Annotated in this window: 18 protein-coding genes; 1 reads left to right on the forward strand and 17 read right to left on the reverse strand. The window is 50.6% G+C overall.

The window, feature by feature from the left end; genetic code table 11:
* Positions 1–17: 17 nt before the first annotated feature.
* Both FCL47_RS04510 and FCL47_RS04515 read right to left on the reverse strand, forming a co-directional pair.
* Positions 18–1,220: a DegT/DnrJ/EryC1/StrS aminotransferase family protein gene (locus FCL47_RS04510; protein ID WP_136812285.1), complete on the reverse strand. Its 1,203-nt coding sequence runs from the start codon at positions 1,218–1,220 to the stop codon at positions 18–20.
* A gap of 39 nt (positions 1,221–1,259) precedes the next feature.
* Complete coding sequence (locus FCL47_RS04515) at positions 1,260–1,955, reverse strand: tetratricopeptide repeat protein (protein WP_136812286.1); 696 nt, start codon at positions 1,953–1,955, stop codon at positions 1,260–1,262.
* Positions 1,956–2,152: 197 nt separating this feature from the next.
* Between FCL47_RS04515 and xseA the strand changes: the two genes are divergently transcribed.
* The gene (gene xseA / locus FCL47_RS04520; RefSeq protein WP_136812287.1) at positions 2,153–3,517 is read left to right on the forward strand and encodes an exodeoxyribonuclease VII large subunit; all 1,365 of its coding nucleotides are present in this window, start codon (positions 2,153–2,155) and stop codon (positions 3,515–3,517) included.
* A gap of 68 nt (positions 3,518–3,585) precedes the next feature.
* Here the strand turns inward: xseA and ndk are convergent, their stop codons facing one another.
* The 15 genes from ndk to FCL47_RS04595 all read right to left on the reverse strand — a co-directional run bounded on the left by ndk (position 3,586) and on the right by FCL47_RS04595 (position 19,722).
* Positions 3,586–3,999: a nucleoside-diphosphate kinase gene (ndk, locus tag FCL47_RS04525; protein WP_136812288.1), complete on the reverse strand. Its 414-nt coding sequence runs from the start codon at positions 3,997–3,999 to the stop codon at positions 3,586–3,588.
* A gap of 27 nt (positions 4,000–4,026) precedes the next feature.
* Complete coding sequence (gene cbiB, locus FCL47_RS04530) at positions 4,027–5,016, reverse strand: adenosylcobinamide-phosphate synthase CbiB (RefSeq protein WP_136812289.1); 990 nt, start codon at positions 5,014–5,016, stop codon at positions 4,027–4,029.
* A 28-nt stretch (positions 5,017–5,044) separates the two neighbouring features.
* Complete coding sequence (locus FCL47_RS04535; protein WP_136812290.1) at positions 5,045–7,609, reverse strand: cobyric acid synthase; 2,565 nt, start codon at positions 7,607–7,609, stop codon at positions 5,045–5,047.
* Positions 7,610–7,630: 21 nt separating this feature from the next.
* Entirely contained in the window at positions 7,631–8,410 is a 780-nt protein-coding gene (cobS, locus tag FCL47_RS04540) for an adenosylcobinamide-GDP ribazoletransferase (protein WP_136812291.1), read from the reverse strand.
* A gap of 15 nt (positions 8,411–8,425) precedes the next feature.
* Entirely contained in the window at positions 8,426–9,493 is a 1,068-nt protein-coding gene (cobT, locus tag FCL47_RS04545) for a nicotinate-nucleotide--dimethylbenzimidazole phosphoribosyltransferase (protein ID WP_136812622.1), read from the reverse strand.
* Positions 9,494–9,526: 33 nt separating this feature from the next.
* A complete protein-coding gene (cobU, locus tag FCL47_RS04550) occupies positions 9,527–10,069 on the reverse strand; it encodes a bifunctional adenosylcobinamide kinase/adenosylcobinamide-phosphate guanylyltransferase (RefSeq protein WP_136812292.1) in 543 nt (180 codons plus the stop codon).
* 4 nt (positions 10,070–10,073) lie between these two features.
* A complete protein-coding gene (locus tag FCL47_RS04555; RefSeq protein ID WP_136812293.1) occupies positions 10,074–10,661 on the reverse strand; it encodes a histidine phosphatase family protein in 588 nt (195 codons plus the stop codon).
* A 222-nt stretch (positions 10,662–10,883) separates the two neighbouring features.
* Complete coding sequence (locus tag FCL47_RS04560) at positions 10,884–11,345, reverse strand: universal stress protein (protein ID WP_167496362.1); 462 nt, start codon at positions 11,343–11,345, stop codon at positions 10,884–10,886.
* A gap of 17 nt (positions 11,346–11,362) precedes the next feature.
* Complete coding sequence (locus FCL47_RS04565; protein WP_136812295.1) at positions 11,363–11,845, reverse strand: universal stress protein; 483 nt, start codon at positions 11,843–11,845, stop codon at positions 11,363–11,365.
* Positions 11,846–11,863: 18 nt separating this feature from the next.
* Positions 11,864–12,715: a universal stress protein gene (locus FCL47_RS04570; RefSeq protein ID WP_167496363.1), complete on the reverse strand. Its 852-nt coding sequence runs from the start codon at positions 12,713–12,715 to the stop codon at positions 11,864–11,866.
* 233 nt (positions 12,716–12,948) lie between these two features.
* Entirely contained in the window at positions 12,949–14,334 is a 1,386-nt protein-coding gene (locus FCL47_RS04575) for a sigma-54 dependent transcriptional regulator (RefSeq protein ID WP_136812297.1), read from the reverse strand.
* A complete protein-coding gene (locus tag FCL47_RS04580) occupies positions 14,334–16,859 on the reverse strand; it encodes a PAS domain S-box protein (protein ID WP_136812298.1) in 2,526 nt (841 codons plus the stop codon). Before FCL47_RS04580 ends, FCL47_RS04575 begins: the two co-directional genes overlap by 1 nt.
* 343 nt (positions 16,860–17,202) lie before the next feature.
* Complete coding sequence (ahcY, locus tag FCL47_RS04585; protein WP_136812299.1) at positions 17,203–18,417, reverse strand: adenosylhomocysteinase; 1,215 nt, start codon at positions 18,415–18,417, stop codon at positions 17,203–17,205.
* Positions 18,353–19,150, reverse strand: coding sequence for a putative manganese transporter (locus FCL47_RS04590; protein ID WP_136812300.1), 798 nt, complete (start codon positions 19,148–19,150; stop codon positions 18,353–18,355). Before FCL47_RS04590 ends, ahcY begins: the two co-directional genes overlap by 65 nt.
* Positions 19,151–19,239: 89 nt before the next feature.
* Positions 19,240–19,722, reverse strand: coding sequence for a flavodoxin family protein (locus FCL47_RS04595; protein ID WP_136812301.1), 483 nt, complete (start codon positions 19,720–19,722; stop codon positions 19,240–19,242).
* Between the last annotated feature and the right edge of the window lie 29 nt (positions 19,723–19,751).

Genomic DNA, 19,751 nt, shown 5'->3' on the forward strand with positions numbered 1-19,751 from the left:
GCCTTTTTTATTTCCTCTTACACCTTCGTGGCATTTTTTAAAGCCCTGCATTGCGCTTCGAGTTTTTCAGCCGGCATTTTGATTCCAACAGGATATACGAGCGTTCGCTCAAGCAGAGCCGAGGATTGAGGCAACGCAAGAGGATCGTAGACAATTCTTCTCTTTCCACCCGGTTCGGCAAATGGATAGCCGGATTTGGTCAGAGTCTTCCCACCGAGCAAATGTTCCCACTTCGGATAAAAATGCCAGGTATTCTCTGCAAAATTGATTGCCCCATGCCCGTCTTTTCGAAGTGATTCATTCACTCTTTGACAATGCTGACGATCCTGGAGAGTGAACGTCAAAAAAGTCGCTGAATCACCTTTTTCATCGATCAGCTCCCGAAATGCCACTCCAGGTATACCGGCAGCGGCCTCTTTGAGTATTGCTTTGTTCTTTTGTTGTGCAGCAACAATATTGTCAAGCTTGGCAAGTTGCGCGATGCCGATTGCTCCCTGGAGTTCCATCATCCGGTAGTTGAATCCGATAAAATTCCTGCCTTCCCCCCCTCTTGTCCCGGGATTCACTTTGTGGTCGTGTCCATGATCATGGTATTCCGACATGGCCCGCCACAGCTCGGCATCATCGGTAATAATCATGCCGCCCTCACCGGTCGTTATCGTCTTGACCGAGTCAAAGGAAAAAGTGCCGCATGTTCCAAAAGAGCCAAGGTGTTTGCCTTTTATCCGGCCACCTGCTGCCTGGGCGGTATCTTCGAGAACAGGAATTCCGTGTTGTGCGGCGATATCGACAATAGTCTCAATTCTTGCCTGGGCACCAAGCATATGGACGGGAATGATGCACCTGGTTTTGGCGGTGATTTTCTTTTGCAGATCCACCGGATCCATGTTCAGTGTTGCATCGACCTCGGTAAAAACAGGCACAGCCCCAACCTCAAGAATTGCTTCCCAGGTGGCGACAAAGGTAAACCCCTGGGTGATCACCTCATCACCTGGACCGACTCCCAGCGCAGTCAGCGCGACCTTCAGGGCGGCGGTTCCCGACGTTACCGCCTGAGCATGTGATGCATCACAGTATTGAGCAAATTTTTCCTCAAATTCCCGAACCTTATATATTCCCTTTCGCTGATCATTGAATTCATATCGAAAGAGAACACCCGTATCGAGGACATCCATGATTTCTTTTTTTTCTTCTTCCCCGAATAGTTCAAATCCCGGCATGACTCACTCCTCTCATTGTACGTTGTATGGAAAATATTTTTATTGCCGAGCCTTTAAGCGGGCAACCTTGGCCTTGATTTCTGCTTGCGTTTGCGCATAAGCCGCATCGTCGCCCATAAAGAGCAGGAAATCATTATAGATGGCAATTGCTTTATCGATATGGCCTTGTTCTTCTTCGATTCTCCCCCTGCTGGTAAAGGCTATTTGCTCATATCCTTTGATATCTTTTAAAGTATCATATTGTTTGGCAGCCTCTTCGAAACGCTTATCGCCTTCCAGGGCCTGGGCCAGACCGAAAACCACCAGCGGGTGCAAGGGGTTGGAGGTTTTGACGTCGGGCAATACCTCGGCATATTTTTTTGCGGCATCGGCATAGGAGCCGTTCTTCATATCCAGCTGAGCAATATCAATTCTGGCCCAGAGTGCTGACGGGGTACCGGAATATTTTTCAACAACGGCGCTGAGTGCCGTGGCCTGAGTGGCCTGGTCGGCTTGCAGAGCCGTTGCCAAGGCAGTTGATGACTCCTCTTGAATGCGCTCGCGATATGATCCGTACAGTGCCCAGGAGACTATGGCAATAACGATAATCACTAAACCAATCTGCAGGATCCTTTGATTGTCTCGAATAAAATCTATCGCTTTGGGAGGAAGATTGAAATGTTCCAACAGTCCTTCAACCTTATCCATATTTGATTCGGCAGTCAGTTTTTTATCAAACGCACTCTCACCGGCCATGCTGCTTACCTCCAGGTAATTTTTATGTTATGATGGCCTCGCAAACCGGGCCATCTTAAAATCGAGATTTTTACGAGATGATGTCTTGGACAACACATGTTAATTTTGGAAACAAAGAAAGCAATATAATATATAGCTGTATCTCTGTCCATGCGTAAACAAGCCGCCATCTCTTTCGTTGCATCAAATACGGGCCAATGAACACATCAACCACGCCAAATATCCTCACGGTCAGTCAACTGACCCGGTCCATAAAAACAATTCTTGAAAGTGAGTTTCGATTTGTCCGGATAAGCGGTGAAATCTCCAATTTCAAAATGGTCTACTCCGGACATTCCTATTTTACTTTAAAAGACGGCGCGGCGCAGATACGGGCGGTACTTTTCAAACAGCAAAAACGATTTGTCGAATTGGCCTTGCAGGATGGTCAGGATGTCGTCTGTTTTGGCAGAATTACCGTGTACGAGCCACGAGGGGAATATCAGCTCGTGGTCGATTCGGTAGAGCTTTTTGGCACCGGCAGGCTGCAAAAAGAATTTGAACAGTTAAAACTCCGATTAGCCCAGAAAGGTTATTTTGCTGCCGAAGCAAAAAAAACGCTGCCGCCCTACCCGGGAAAAATTGTTGTCATCTCTTCACCAACCGGCGCTGCCATCCATGATTTTCTGAAGATAGTTACCTTGCGAAAATCACCAATTCTGATCCAGATTCTTCCAGTGAAGGTGCAGGGCAATCAGGCCGCCGGTGAAATTGCCGAAGCAATCCGGACCGCAAACAGTCTTGATGATGTAGATGTCATTGTCCTGTGCCGGGGAGGCGGATCGCTCGAAGACCTCTGGGCCTTCAACGAAGAGGTGGTCGCCGAGGCCATCTATCACTCGGTCGTGCCAATTGTGACGGGAATAGGCCATGAAGTGGACTTTACTATTGCCGATTTTTGTGCCGATTTTCGTTGTCCGACCCCCACCGGAGTCGCCGAAAAACTGATCCCCGACACCCATGCCTTGCGTCAGCATCTGGCGGCGCTGCAAAACAGCCTGGTGAACAGGATGCAGCGGAAAATGTCGTTTCATGAGCAGCGTCTGCGCCATAGTCTCCGTATGCTGGGCAATATGAAAAACATATTCAAGGATTCTGAATTGCGGCTCCAGCTCAGCAAGTCCTATCTGTATCAAGCAGCAACAAATAATCTGCGCCGGAGGGAGGGGAAACTGGAAGCCTGTATCCGCAGACTGCAGGGGCAGGCACCTTCCCGTTGCATCGAATTACAGCAGAAACATCTCCATTTTCTGACCGCGCAACTGCACAACCATATCCGACGGATCCTTGAGCGAAAAGAGATGGCTCTCGCCGAACAGGCCACCCTGCTCAACAGCGTCAGCCCCCTGGCCACCCTTGGCAGAGGCTATTCCATCGTCAGAAAATTCAATTTACAAGATGGTTCCTACCAGGTCATTACCAGATCCGCCGATACTTCCGTGGGCGAAGAACTGAATATCCTGCTTCGTGAAGGGCAACTGGACTGTGTCGTCCAAAAAAAAGTAATAATTTACCGGCAATGACAATCAGGTGCAGGCGATATGGGCTCAGGCCGCCTTCGTGTCGGCAGCCTGAGAAGCAACTGTGCTGTTTACAGCAGCTCGAGGCCTGAGAAAAAGTAGCCAATTTCAAAAGCTGCGGTTTCCGGGGCATCGGAGCCATGGGTGGCATTTTCGCCAAGAGAGGCACCATACAGACGCCTGAGGGTCCCTTCGGCCGCATCAGCCGGATTGGTCGCCCCCATCAGATCGCGCCACTTGGTTATTGCCTTGTCTGCTTCCAGGACCATCACGATGCAGGGTCCGCTGGACATGAAATCGGTGAGTTCGCCAAAGAAGGGCCGTGCTTTATGGACGTAGTAGAAACCCTCTGCTTCGACTTTGCTTAAATAGAGTTTTTTAATGCCAACAATCTTGAACCCTTCCTCATAGATGCGGCTGATTATTTTACCGCTGTTACCATCGGCAAACGCATTTGGTTTAATAATGGCAAATGTCCTCTCCATATTCATTTTCTCCTCGAATAAAGTTTTTTAGATAAGCACCAAGCGTACGCCGGTTAAAAGGATACAAAAAATGATTGAACCCACTATGACCAGACGGTTTACTCTCTTGATATCTTCCGGAACAGGTTCACAGGCCGCGATGCCGATATACGGTTTTTCAACCACTTTATCAAAATACACCGATGGGCCGCCAAGTCGGACACCAAGTGCCCCGGCAGCGGCCGCCTCGGTATGACCGGCGTTCGGGCTTGCGTGATGCAGTCGGTCTTTTAAAAATACCTTTGCGGCTCCTCTGTAATCCAATTTCAAAAAAAATGCAGCTATTATCAAACAGGCGCCGCTGAGCCTGGCCGGGATAAAGTTTACCGCATCATCGAGTCTGGCGGCAACTCTGCCGAACTGGAGATATCGTTCATTTTTATAGGCGATCATCGAATCCATGGTGTTGATGGCCTTGTACAAAAAGGCGCCGACAACGGAACAGCTGATGGGGGAGAGCTCGAGAACAGGCGCAAGGCAGCCGGCAAGAACGGCGAAAAAAATTGGCGCGGTGATCCCATCGACCATGTTTTCAGCAACGGTTTCAATTGTGGCGCGGCAGATACCGTCTTCATCCAGTTTACTGGTATCGCGACCAACTATCCTGCCAACAGCATTACGGGCGTTTACCAGAGAAATATCCTCCTCCAGGTGAACATATACCGCATTGCTGTGCACCAGCAGGTCTCTGGCGGCAATGGTGGTATAGAGGAGGAATACGGCGACAAAACCGCCAAGGACCGGAGAAAATGAGGCAGCGATGAAGAGTATCAGGGAGACGATCCCTGCCGTCGCACCGATAACCATCATAACGGTCAGCCCTCCCGCCAGATAAAGATTACCGGTTTTCGACCGGGTGATACGTTCACTCCAGGCAATCAGTCGGCCGATTGCCCGCACCGGATGCGGGAACCAGCAGGGATCACCGATAAGGGCGTCTAAAACAACAGCTGCGAGAAGTTGCAGATAATAGATCATAATCGTCAGGAGGTTGAGGTATCGGCCATTATATTTTCAGCAGGCGATAGAGAGCGTCCATATCGACATTTTCCCGAACACAGGCGGCCAACCGGTCAAAGCCGATTTCCAGGTTATAGGGCGCGAGTATTTCGCCTGCCGGCTGCAGCCCGGCCCTCTGGCGCAGGTTGTCAATAAACCATCTTCTGAACTCATCGCTGTCAAAGATGCCATGGAGATAACAGCCCCAGATTTTTCCCGAATGCTCCATCTGGCCGCAGCTGGTCCCGTCATCAAAGTGCAGTACCGGCCTTCCGCTTATGGATGAAATGCCGTGGTGTATCTCGTAGCCGAAGATTTTTTTGCCGGAGAGTTGGTGTGTTCCGGATTTGCGGGTGAGGTTTTTGTCGCGCTCAATAACGGTTTCCATCGCGAGATAGCCAAGGCCCGACAGCTGGCCGTCGACCGATTCAATTTCGTACGGATCGTGGATCAGAGTGCCAAGCATTTGATATCCGCCGCATATGCCGATGATTTCACACCCCTTCTCCAGGCACCTGCCGATTTTCTCGGCAAAACCGCCGTCTTTGAGAAAGCGGAGATCATGAATGACATTTTTTGATCCCGGGAGGATAATTGCCTGCGGCGAACCTATATCCGCCGCATTGTCGACAATGCGCAGCGTGACATCCGGCTCTTCCAGAAATGGCTCGACATCGGTGAAATTGGAGATATGCGGAAGGTTGATGACGACAATTTCAATACCGTCTCCTGCGTGTTGCTTGTTAAAGCTGCCTTTTTTAAAGGAGACCGAATCCTCTTCCGGCAGCCCTAAGTTTTTCAGATACGGGACAACGCCGAAAACACTGCGGCCGGTATGCATTTTCACATAGTCGTGGGCGGCTTCAAGCAATGAGGCCTGACCGCGGAATTTATTGACCAGGAAACCAGCGACAAGCTGTCTTTCCCACTCGGCAAGCACCTCCATTATCCCGACAAAGGAGGCATACACCCCCCCGCGGTCGATATCGCCCACTAGAATAACCGGTGCCTCGGCGTATTGAGCCATTCTCATATTGACGATATCATCGGCCTTGAGATTGACTTCTCCCGGGGAACCGGCTCCTTCGAGGACGACAACATCAAATTCCTCCGCCAGGGCGTCATAACTTTTACAGACAGACCCCCAGACCTTGGGTTTATAGCTGTTATAATCGAGAACCGACATGTTGCCGACCGGCTTGCCGCAGACAATAATCTGGCTTCCCGTGTCAGAATTTGGCTTGAGCAGGATCGGGTTCATCCGGCAATCCGGATCCAGGCGTGCCGCCTGGGCCTGAACAACCTGCGCGCGGCCCATTTCGTCGCCCTGCAGCGTGACAAAAGAATTCAGGGACATATTCTGGGCCTTGAAAGGGGCAACCCGCACCCCGTCCTGATATAAAATCCGGCACAGGGCTGCGGTCATTATCGATTTTCCGGCATCGGAACAGGTTCCCTGAAACATGATAGACCGGGCCTTTCTGCGCGGCGTCTTTTTGATCCCATCCCGGGCAAAAAAGTCATGGAGCACGGCAACCAGGCGCTGATTTTCCTTTGCAGTTCGAACCGCCACCCGAAAAAACAGGTGCGAGGAGGCAAGCCCTTGATAGTTCTCACAGCGACGAATCATGATGCCATGCTCAAGACAAAAATCCGCTACCGCCCCCGCGTCGCCGCCGCTGACAACCTTGACAAAGAGGTAATTCGCCTCGGCATCATACACTTTCAGCTGGGTAATATTGCGCAGTGCCCTTTCCAGCTCCCGGCGCAGGTCGCGGCAGATCTGCCGCGTTTTTACCTGATACGCATTATCTCGAACCGCCGCCGTGCCGACCGCCTGGGCCAGGCTGTTCACCGTCCAGGGCGGAAGATTTTCTTTTACCTGAAGTGCAAGAGAGGGCGATACGACCCCGTAACCAATACGCAAGCCGGGAACCCCATAGAATTTGGTCATGGAATTGAGGGTCAGGATATTGGCTGCCTCTGCACCCAGCGAACGGCTTGCCTCGATAAAATCGAGAAAAGCTTCATCGATTAAGAAATAACTGTCCGGAAAATCCTTGATGAGTGAGAGCAACTCCGCGCGGTCAACGGACTTACCGGTGGGATTATTGGGGGTGGCAATGATGACCAGATCTTCCGGCTGAATCATGGCGCTGAGGGTGCTCAGATCAAGGGTGAAATCATCTTCTTCCCGGATAGTGCAGAGAGCAACCGGCCATCCGGCTATTGCTGCCGCCCGGGCATAGTCGACATAGGAAGGTACGGGAATAACGACCCGTTTACAGGGAAGCACCCGCATAAAAGCATACAGCAGCTCAGTGGTGCCATTGCCAACGACAATATGTTCTTTCGATATTTTGGTATGTTCGGCAATGGCCTCGATAAAACTGGTATTCTCGGGGTCCGGATAATGGATAAGCTTTTCCAGCTGGCTGCTGATCAGCGGGCGAAACCATTCCGGGGGGCCAAGTGGGTTTATATTCGCACTGAAATCGAGAATCTGCCCGTCTTTGTCTGCTGCTTCGCGGAGTGTTTTATGGATATTGCCGCCATGTTCGAACGTATTCATAACTGTTTTATTGCGTTGCTGTTATAAAAAAGAAAAGGAAGCGGTAAAGGCGACAGCCGTAATCGCCTCGGTCAGTTCGCAGACCGCCCCGAGGGTGTCGCCCGTCGCTCCCCCCAGGCAATTCTTGCACCATCTGCCAAAAAAATAATTCATCGCCAGTATCGCGATAAGCGTTACAATTAACCGCGACGGCGCCAAGGCTGCAAGCAAAACTGCCAGGAGCAGAAAGGCTGACAATGCCGCGGTCTTGCTCCGGTCGGAATAAAAAAGATTGCCCAGGCCTCCTTCGGCTCTGGCATACGGCAGACGGGCCATTGATAAAAGGATCGCACTTCTGCCGGCAAGCGGCATGAAAAAGATTGCCAGGCACAGCGTTTTCGGGGCCATTGCGCTGAGGGCGCTGTATTTGGCAAGAAGAACACAGACCACGACGACCACGCCCATCGCCCCCGCCCGACTGTCTTTCATGATACGCAGACAATCTTCGCGGGGCCGGGAACTCAACATCCCGTCAGCGCTGTCGGAGAGTCCGTCGAGGTGAAGAAAACCCGAGATAAACGCAAGATAGACAAGGGCAATGACAGCCACGACCTGCTGCGGGAAAACGAGCAGGAGAAGATGTGCCCCCAGGAATCCCGCAGCACCGATAAGCGCCCCGACAATTGGAAAAAAGATCAAGCATTTATTGAAATGGTGCAGGTCGTCTGCTGCCCGCCAGGATACCGGCACAATAGTGAGAAACCGGATGGCGGTGCACAGCTGCGCCAGTCGACGTGGCCATCTTTTTTCCGGGGTGATCATAATGTCCTGAACCGATTATTTGTCGGCCTGGGCGACTGCGGCTTCCGCAAAGGTTGCCATCTTGGTCAATATCGCAGCAGCGCCCTCAACCAGATTCATGGCCACTGCGGCTCCGGTGCCCTCCCCCAGACGGAAATTCAAATCGAGCAGTGGTTTTTTACAGCCAAGGGCCTGTTGCATCGCTTCGTGGCCGGGCTCGACGGATCTGTGGGAAAAAATCAGGTAATCCCTGGTAAACGGTTCAATTTTATAGGCTATCAGGGCCGCTGCTGTCGAGATAAAGCCATCTATTACCACGGGTTTGCCGTTCGCGGCAGCACCGAGGATCAAGCCGGCCAGACCGCCGATTTCAAAGCCGCCGACCTTGGCCAGGATATCGAGTCCGTCCTTGGGGTCTGGTTTATTCACTTCCAGGGCTCTTTTAATGACCGAGATTTTATGTTTGACCTGCTCGTCATCCAGCCCGGTTCCCCTGCCGGTCAGCCCGGCAACATCTTTACCGGTGCAGACAGCAGCAATCGCCGTGGACGGCGTCGTATTGCCGATCCCCATATCGCCGGTACCAAACACATCGAAACGGGTTGACAGATCGTTGGCGACATCGATGCCGGACTCTACGGCCCGTTTGGCCATGGCCTTGCTCATGGCCGGTCCGACCGCCATGTTGTCGGTTCCCAGGCCGACCTTTTTGTTGATGATTTTATTGCTCTCGACCAGATCTTTCAGGTCGGCTGCGACCCCCATGTCAACGACGAAGACTTCAGCTCCGGCCTGGGTCGCGAGCGCATTAATGCCCGCCCCGCCGGCGACAAAATTGTAGACCATCTGCGGAGTCACTTCACTCGGGTATTTGGAAATATTTTCGGCAACCACGCCATGATCGCCCGCCATGGTGACAATTGCCTTTCGCTGCACCCTGGGTTGCGTTGTCCTTGTCATACCGGCAATATCAATGGCCAGGTCCATTAAATCGCCAAGGGCCCAATAGGGGATGGCGAGGTTGTCCAGTCGATTTTTTGCTGCATCCCGGCTCGCTGAATCCTGCGGGTAAATTTTTGCAATTGTTCTTTCCAGAAGGCTCATGATTTCTTTTCCTTTAGCAGTCATTCTCGGTTCTTATTTTTTAAGCACGAGAGGTATCCCACAGCTCACCAGGATAACCTCATCTGCCCATTTTCCTATCATTTGATTGCAGGTTCCGACGAGATCGCGGTATTTGCGGGCCAGTTTATTGTCCGGCACGATCCCGAGCCCCACCTCATTGGTGACACAGATCACCGTGCCGGTAAAGCTGCGGGTAGCCTCAAGCCATTCGCCACAAAGTACGCCGATGCGGTGGTCATTTATATCGGCTCCCTGCCCTTCATCGGTAAAAAGAATATTGTTCACCCACAGGGTGAGACAGTCAATCAGCACGACATCAATTCCCTCGTTCGGCTGTTGGAAAACGGCAGCTAAATCCGTTTCGCTTTCTCTGGTGATCCAGCCCCGCCCGTGTCGTTCCTGTTGATGGCGCCTGACCCTCTCCGACATTTCAGGGTCAATTTTCGGGCAGGTTGCCACAAAAAGACGTTTGGTCGACAGTGACTCGGCACGCTCCAGAGCATATGAGCTTTTACCACTTCTTGCTCCTCCGGTCACAAGAATAATTTTTGCCATTTTCTCAACCTTTAATATTAAAACCGGTAAGAACCCCGCCTTCGGGATAAAGACGAATCGAACAGAAACAACCCGGTCTGATATCAAAAACCAGGTATTTTTCGGCAGGAAGCCTCAGCAACTGGCAGAGGAGATGCCGGATAACCCCGCCATGAGCTACCACCAAGAGAGTATCTTCTCCCATCTGCTCCAGCTCGGTCTTAAAAGCTGCTATGCGGTCGGTAAAAGAAATCAGGGATTCCCCGTCAGGGAAAGTAAAACGATGGGGATCTGCCACCCAGGCATCAACGAGGTCTTGATCACATTGGACAATTTCGGCGAAATTTTTTCCTTCCCAACGACCGAAATCTATCTCCCGCAGCAGGTCATTGAAATTGCAGGCTGCCGGAAGATTGAGCTCTGTCATGGTCTGTCGGCACCGAAGCAGTGGACTGCACTGTATCCGGGCAATACCTTTTTGCCGCAAGACCATGCCCGTTTTACGCACCTGTTCCCTTCCCTGTCGGGTCAGCGGGGCATCCGTTGCACCAATGTAGCGGCCCTGCAGACCGGTATCGCCATGACGCAAAAAGTAGAGCTCTTTTTCCTGCATACGTATCTATCCTTTGGAAAATCGGGGAGCAGGATTCTGCTTTCCCCGTTCTTCAGTACCCTGAGACAGATTATCTTCCTGTAAAAATAGCGGAAAGTAATCTTTCAGGCACTAAAAGTCTACGATATTTAAAGGATAGAATTGGAAATGTGGCAGATCCGGGGCAAATCCGGGGGAAGAAAAAAGCGTTTACAGCAGAGGTCGGTAAACGCTTGCCACCTTTTATAGCAGGTTGCAGCTCAACACGGAAATGGGGGAATGCCGGAAGATTTTTTCCGCTGTCGTACCAAACATATAATCCTGGAAATTGGTCCTGCCCCGTGAGCTTATGACCAGGATATCGGCTTTTTCATCATCGACAACCTGCAGAATCTGTTCATATGGAATTCCGTTTTTGACGACGGTCCTGAAAGAAACCTCTGCCGATACCCATTGCGGCAGGAGTTCTGTCAGTTGCTGCTGACGTTTTTGGGTCTCGTCCTGGATAAATTTCTGCACGACTTCGCTGGTAAAATGTTCATCATTCAAGTCTGCAGCCACCTCTTCAATACGGGTTTGATTAATGACATTTACCGCCACAATTTCCGCCGAATTATTTTCTGCAACCCACGAGGCGTATTCGAGGATTTTGGGGGAATAGTCAGAAAAATCGATACCGACCACAATTCGTTGGATGTTTTTCATTGGTATTCCTCTCCGGATCATTGATGCCGACTGAATTTTTCGCGGTTTCTTACACTGAGCACAGGGACCGGTGCATGCCGAAAAACTTTTTCCGCAGTGGAGCCATGCAAGGTCCCGATAAGATTGCTTCTGCCCTTGCTGGCGATCACCACAAGATCAATTTTTTCTGTTTCTATGGCATGCAGTATTGCATCATAGGGGATGCCGACGTGAAAAAGAATTTTCAGCCGCGCCCTGTCATCCTGGAAATGGTCCATGATCATTTTCTCGAGTAATTTTCGCCGTTCCGTCTCCACTCCTTTTACATAGTCCTCAGGACTGATCATTTCCGGAAAATTATGACTTATTTTCTCCACCACATTGACATCTTTTTTGTCGATAACATTAAAGAGTACAATTTCCACCTGCTGCCCTTTCGTCATCGTGAGGGCGGATTCTATAGTTTCTAACGAATAATCGGAAAAATCGACGCAAGCCATGACTCTTTTGACAGTCTTCATTGAATCGCCCTCCTTTTTCTACAAGCCTTTGGCAATCAGGACATCGCAGGGTGGATCGGACAGAATTTCCTTCGCCGTTCCGCCAAGTTTATAGGGCATGATACTGACCTGGCTATGCGTACCGATGGCAATCAGGTCGGGTTTTATCTTAGCCGCCGCATTCAGCAGGCAGGCATACGGTTCGCCTTTTACCGTACCAGGATGAAAATCCTGTGGAGAAATCTTATGTTTTTTAAGTATTCCCTTGCTCTTTTCGACAAATTTTTCCAGTTTGTCCCTGGCCAGATCTGCGAGAACGTCTTCCATATACCTGGCCATATGCCCCCCCATATACATGTACGAATGGACCAGGTGAAACTCGGCCTTGGGAGCGAGATCAAGCGCGATATGGAAAGCCTGGGTCGACCCGTCGGAGAAATCAGTCCCGACCAGAACCTTGCCATACCCGGCGCTTGGTTTATCCCTGACCATTAAAACGGGAGTCATTCCTTTGCGAATCACCCTTTCAATTGTTGTTCCGACAAACATATCAATCAATTTCACCTTGCCATGGATCCCCATGACAATCAGTCCGGCCTTGACTTTTTTTGCCTGGTCAATAATTTCGGCAAACGTTTCGCCACCTTCGATCACGGTAAGGGAAGTTTGTGATTTTTTTAATCCTTTGACGGCTGCCAGAGCATTTTTCAAAGTTTCTTCAGCATCCTGTTTAAGGGAAATTGTTGTCTTTTTCTTGCTGGAGAAGGCGTAGACCGGGCAGATATGGACGACGTGCAATTTGGCCGCAAGGGTTGACGCAAGGTGAACTGCCCGGCCCAACGCACGATTTGTTTCGGTTGAAAGATCTGTCGCCAGAAGTATATTTTTCATATTTTGCTCCTTTTCTATTGATACCTGCAGGGCCCACTCCGGCTCTTCCATAGAGTACGCATGTCTTCATGGTGATGAATTGCAGAGAATGTGCCAAAGCCTGAAAATTTGCAAATGTTTAATAATTACAGATTAATATACGAGTGTATCAATACAATTAAAGCAGAGGTGAAGGTGATCTACAAAAAATTGCAGATTGTGCTTTGCAGCTTTTTGCAGGCTGGAGCTGCCTGTTAAGGAATGTTGAGAATTCTTCGACGGTAGCGAAGCGTTGAATATTTAACACGAAGCAGCTTGGCTGCACTGGTTTCATTGGCACCTGTCAGCCGCAGGGCTGCCGCGATATACTCTTTTTCAATAGATGCCAACAGGGAAGGCAGGTCAATCCCTTCCTCCGGGAGGGTGACGGTCAACTGGTCAGGCTGGTGCTGCACATTCTGGTCGGAACAGATATGCTGGCCACCGAGATCTTCCAGGGTCAGTTGCGGCCCTTTGGCAATAAGGGTCGCCCTTTCGATAATGTTTCTTAATTCACGAATATTTCCCCGCCACTGAATGTGTTGCAGTTCTTGTTCGGCCCTGGGCGTCATACCCGTCAGCGACTTGCCGAATTTGTTGTTGAATTCGACCAGAAAATGTTTGGCGATCGGCAGAATATCTTCCGGACGCTTATTCAGGGAAGGAATTTCAAGCTTGATAACCCCGATCCTGAAAAAAAGATCTTCGCGAAAAGTGCCTTCATCTATCATTTTTTCCAGATTTTTGTTGGTAGCCGACACCACCCTGGTCTGGACGTGCACTATTTTTGTGCCCCCGACCTTATAAAACTCTCCCGATTCTAGAAAACGCAGCAATTTGGCCTGGGCGGCCAGGTCCAGATCGCCAATTTCATCGAGAAAGAGCGTCCCGTCAGCCGCTTGCTCTATTAAGCCTTTTTTGCCGGAGGAATGTGCGCCGCTGAAAGCCCCTTTCTCGTAGCCGAACAGCTCACTCTCCAACAGGTCTTTGGGGATGGCTGCGCAGTTGACCGGGATGAGCTTGCCTTGAAAATTGGGACTTCGGAAGTGGATGGCACTCGCAATGAGCTCTTTGCCGGTGCCCGACTCCCCGAGAATGAGAATAGGGGTATCAGGGCTCTTGGCGACGGTTTCAATGTAGTGCATTACATCCTGGATAACCTTGCTTTCGCCAATAAAAAATGGCAGATTTTCCTTGAGATATTTTTCCTGCAGCGACTGCACTTCCTTTTTCAGCCTGATGCTCTCCAGCCCATGTTTTATGGTCACCTCCAAACCATCCATCTGCAGAGGTTTTACCACATAATCGTAGGCCCCGAGACGCATCGCCGAAATAACCGTTTTAATATCCTCAAAGGCGGTTATCATGATGACCACAACGTCAGGATATTCCTCTTTGATCTCCCGCAAGGCATCAATACCGTTCATTTTCGGCAGGCCGATATCAAGCAGGACCAGGTCGGGGACCTCTTTTTTCATGGCGTTGAGAGCTGTTTCCGCGGTGAGGAAAAACTTTGTCTGATAGTCCTTTTGCAGGCTTATGGCTATTCCTCTGGCCAGAGACTGTTCGTCGTCAACGATATAAAGGGAATATGGTTCCATCAGCTAGTGCCCTCGCTTTTGACCGGAAATTCAGCTGTAAAAAGTGCCCCCCCCCAATGACTTGCGGCTACATGGAGAGAGCCGTGGTGGTCACTGATTATTCGGTGGCAGATACTGAGTCCGATCCCAGAGCCATAATTCTTGGTGGTGAAAAACGGATCGAAGATTTTGTCTCGCAGCTCAGGACCAATGCCTGACCCGGAATCAGCAACGGTTATGACTATATACAGTTGTCCATCGGCACCGATTTTTTTTGCTGTCTGTACCAGCAGCTGTCTTTTTCCCTGGATCTCCATCAATTCTTCTATGGCATTGGTGAGCAAATTTAATACCAGTTGTTCCATCAACTGCCCGTCCAGATAACATTCAGGAAGGTTCTCCGCCAGCTGAATTTCCAGGGCAACTCCGCTTTTTCGTATGGTCACCGCCGAAAGATCGATAGCATTGCGCACGCACCGGTTCACTTCCAATAACTGCATGGTGTGCTGGCTCGGTTTGGAAAAATCCATCACCCGCCTCACCACAGTTTCAATTTTATGCGATGCCGTGTCCATTTCGGCAATGGCTTCTTTAATATCAGGTAAGCTGGCTGTATCCAGATAGTCCCCGGCCAGCAGCCTCTTTAAAATGCTTAAATAAATATTGATGGTCGAGAGAGGATTTCTGATTTCATGCGCAATACCTGCAGCAACCCGACCAAGAGAGCCCATCTTGTCCTGGATGGCGACAAGACGCTCCAGCTCCCTGCGCTCCGTGATATCGCGGGCGAAAATGCAGTTGTATTCCCTGCCGCTAAAGGCAATATGATTAATATGGATCTCAACCGGGATGGCCTCCCCTGCCATGGCAGAGTGGCTGGTTTCCATTCGCCAGTTTTCCTGTTGTTTTATGATTTGCCAATCCTGCAGAAACCTGGCAAGAGTCAGGCCGGGGGTGATGTCGAACACGGTCATATCCAGAAGTTCTTCTCTGCTATAGCCAAGCTTGCTGCAGGTGGTGTCGTTCACATCAACGATTCTGCCCTCAGGATCGACCCAGTAGATCATATCATTGGCGTGATCTATCGAAAAACGGGTGAACTGCAGGGCCTCGTTTACCTGGTGTTTTTCGGTTATATCCTGGGCGGTGGAGATAATCAGATTCTGTTCAAATAACGGAATCCCGCGAACCGTGACGATCCGCTGTTCCCCGGATTGGGTGGTGGGAAGGAGGTTTTTCCATATCATTTTTTCCGGGTCGCGGGTTGCGATATCGCGCAAGACTCTCTTTTTGATCACTTTCCTGTATTTCGGATCAGGGTAGACGTGATCGAAAAAAGCATCGAAACTGGTCAGGGCATCTTTGGGCCAGCCGTAAATATGGGTGAATTCGGCATTCATATAGTGGACAGCGCCGCTGTCGAGCGTATGTACGGCGAGCCCAATCGGCAAATTGTCGAGGATGGTTTCGATGAATTTTTTGCGTTTTCTCAACTCCTCCTCGCTGGCTTTGAGTTCTTCGTAGGCTTTTTTGCGCCCATTCCCTTCTGCTAAAAGCCGGGAATAGGCGGCAGAGAGTTCTTCGGTTCGTTCGTTTACCCGTATTTCCAGCTCTTCCCGTTCCCGACAGAGAACCGACTCAAGCTGTTTGCGCTTGGTAATGTCCCGATTGCTTGCCCGTCGACCGAGGTTTTCTCCCGCACTGCCAAATACCGGCTGGCAGGAATGCGATATCCACTTTTCTTCGCCCTGGCGGGTAATAATACGAAAATCCAGGTGCGATGCCTCGTCTCTTTTTATCTCTTTGTGCAGATGGTGGGAGAGCACCGGCTGATCGTCCGGATGCGTTATAGACGCGAGCAGGTCTTTATTTTCGATAAACTCTGTTGGGTCATACCCGGTGATCCGCTTACAGGAGGGGGACGTGTAGATATGGGTGCCATCGGGCCCTATCCAGTATTCCCAGTCATAGGTGAACTCGGCGACGGCGCGGAATTTGTTTTCGCTGAGTCGAAGCGCCTCCTCAACTCGTCTCCGCCGGACAATCTCCATTTTCAGATCCGCATTCATTGCCGTAAGCTCTGAAGTGCGCTCGTCAACTCTTCTCTCTAGTTCCTGTTGCGCCCTGCGCAAGGCCTCCTCGGTTTGCCTGCGGACGGTGATATCCTGTAAGGTTTCCACGGCGCCAATGATGTTTCCCCGGACATCTTTTAACGGTGCAGCGGTAAAGAATACCCACCTGCCGTTATCACCCAGACCGGCAAAGAAACACTCAGCTTCATACGCGCCGTCAACGAGAGTCGATGCTACGATTTCCTGGCCAAAATGGCTGATCAGGGTTTCTTTTGATGCTTGATCCACAATAAGATCGGCCAAGACCGGTTTTTCTTCCCGATAGAAGGCCTGCCACTGTTTTCTGGTGCCAATGATACTGGCCGCGGCAATTCCCGTCAGTCTCTCACAGGCAATATTCCAGTGGGTGACCCTGTGGTTGTGGTCTATCACAAAAGTTGGGATCAAACTGCCTTGCAGAATTTGTGCAATCATTTTGCCCCCTTGGACAAAGTAAGGCCTGCCTGTTCTCTGTACTCCGATTATCAATTAAGTTCAGTACAGTAGGTCCATAGGGATATGAATTTACCATCTTTTCCCGTAACACCAATATTTTTTGTTTTTTGTCCGTCATAAAAGCGGTACGATCCTCGACAAATCGAGGCCGGATCTGCAAAAAATTCCATTCTGGTAAAATTTGCAGGTATCAGGGAGAAGACTGGGTGGAAGTGGAGGTCTTCAGCCAGAAGAGACTGAAGATATCGAAAACATATCCGTAAAGGATCTTATGGCGCCCAAATTTATGGACGCCGATCCGGGCAGGAACCTGAAGGCGTTTTCACGTACCTTCCCGCCAGGAAGATACATAAATTTCCTGTTCTTTTGTAAGCGTATCGATAGGTATTTGCATGGCTTCAAGCTTCATGCGGGCAATTTTCTGGTCAATTTCGGCAGGGACAGGATGGACTTGAGGCGCCAGCTTCGATGTATTGTTGCAGATAAAGGCAGCACAGAGTGCCTGATTGGCAAAACTCATGTCCATCACTGCAGCTGGATGCCCTTCGGCTGCAGCCAGATTGACTAACCTTCCCTCGGCAAGCAGGCGGATAGTTCGCCCCCCGGGCACCAGGTACTCATCAACATACGTGCGCGGCTGCTTTTTCTTGCGCGAAAATTTTTCCAGCGCGCAGATATTTATCTCAATGTTGAAATGACCGGAATTGGCGATGACGCAGCCGTCTTTCATCACTTCAAAATGAGCCAGGTCGATGACATTTTTATCTCCCGTGGCCGTAATAATAAAATCGGCCAGCGCTGCAGCCTCAAGCATCGGCATGACCCGAAAGCCATCCATAACCGCCTCCAGTGCTTTGAGTGGATCAACTTCAGTGACAATTACATTTGCGCCATGCCCCTTCGCACGCATGGCAATACCCCGGCCGCACCAGCCATAACCCGCCACGGTAAAGACTTTTCCGGCCAGTAAAATGTTGGTGGCCCGGACAATCCCATCAATGGTGCTCTGGCCGGTGCCATATCTGTTATCAAAGAGATGCTTGGTCATTGCATCATTGACAGCAATAACCGGAAATTTCAATGCGTTATCGCGGGCCATTGCCCGCAGGCGGATAACTCCGGTTGTGGTCTCCTCCGTCCCACCCAGCATGTCGCCGAGCAGTTCGGGACGACCTTTATGCATTTCGCTCACCAGGTCGGCTCCATCATCCATGGTCAGCTGCGGCTTATGATCAAGCGCTGCGGTAATATGTTGATAATAGGTGTGATTGTCCTCTCCCTTAATGGCGAAGACGGGAATGCGATAGTGTTCCACCAGCGCTGCGGCCACATCGTCCTGAGTACTGAGCGGGTTGCTGGCACAGAGCACCAGATCGGCACCTCCAGTCTTCAACACACGGGCGAGATTAGCGGTCTCGGTGGTAATATGCAGGCACCCGCTCATGCGTATCCCCTCCAGTGGCCTTTGCCGCTCAAAACGTTCCAGGAGATGCCGCATGACCGGCATCTCCTTCAAGGCCCATTCCGTCCAATACATATAGCAGCAGGAGGGCGCCGAAGGTCCAGAGAAAGATTCTTAACACATGGGTTTTCAGCACATGATTCCACAGATGCTCATCCAGAAAGTGTTCCGGAACCGTCGACACAATAAAGAGCGCAATGGAGGAAAGGATAACCAGCGTCACCCGAATCCAGTTCCAGGCAGTTGGACCTAACTGACCGCTCACAACGCCAAAGAGAAACAACAGGACGATGGTCCCGAGAACTCCTCGGGCCAAGGAACACTGTGTCCATTGCTCCCGGAGCTGCCCCCAGGGAAAACACCTGCAGACATTCTTTTCATGAAGATAAAACTGCGTCGGACAGGCTGCCCGGTTTGATGCTTTCTTGCCAAAAAAGATATCAGTGAGAAAGCCGGCAGCAATACCAATAAAAAAAAGCAGGATAAACACAGATGGTGCCTGTTGCGGAATCATGGACAGCATGACAAATGCTTCATCACCACTGGTGGCCACCATGGCTGCCACCATCGCCCCCAGAGACACTTCTCTGTGGGCATACAGAGAAACGACAGCGAAGGCACCCAGGCATCCCGGACTTGCCCCTAAAAAGCCCGCCAGTACATACTGTCGCCAGCGGCCGCCACGCAAACCCCGTTGCAGGACGCCCCGGGAGATAACATTGAGGTATTCGATGATCAGCATCATCATGAACACAAAGCCGGTTATCATTATGGCCTGTGTTATTGTCTGCTGCAGTACGGTACTCATGTGCGTGTCTCTTCTGAAGGGATCAAGACCTGCGTCGCCTCATTACGGCAAAACGGTGTCGTAATGGACCTTCCGTCAACGAATCTGACTCAAGGTAAATTCAAATCGTTAAATAAATGAATAAACTGCCTGATGTCCTCTGCATCCGGATGTCCTTTGGCCGCAGGCGCATCGGCTAGCCACACCGGCTTCGGATCTCTTTTTCCTGCTTTTTCGAGCACTTCTTCAGCCACCTGGCCGGGACAGCTGAAAACGCCGCAGATTCGTGCCGGGGAAGCCAGTTCCTTCGCCTTATTTAAGCCATTTCTTGCATGGTCCGAATCCCTTGCCGCACCATGGGTGGCAAATAAAAAAACTTCCTTTTCGCCAATCTTCGGTAAAAAATCCTGGGATGCGGTATCCGGCAGGCCTCCCCTTAGCCAGAAACCAACTGCGACAAAATCATAGCCCGACGGGTCCGGGTTGTCAGAAACGGAGAGTAAATCTTTTTCACACTGCAGTGCGCCAAAGAGTGCTTCGGCCAGCTTTCTGGTATTTCCGGTTTTGCTTGAATACACAACAAGTGCTTTCATTATATATGCTCCTGATTTGAAAAATGAGT

This window comes from Desulfopila sp. IMCC35006 (genome assembly GCF_005116645.1).
GTDB lineage: Bacteria > Desulfobacterota > Desulfobulbia > Desulfobulbales > Desulfocapsaceae > Desulforhopalus_A.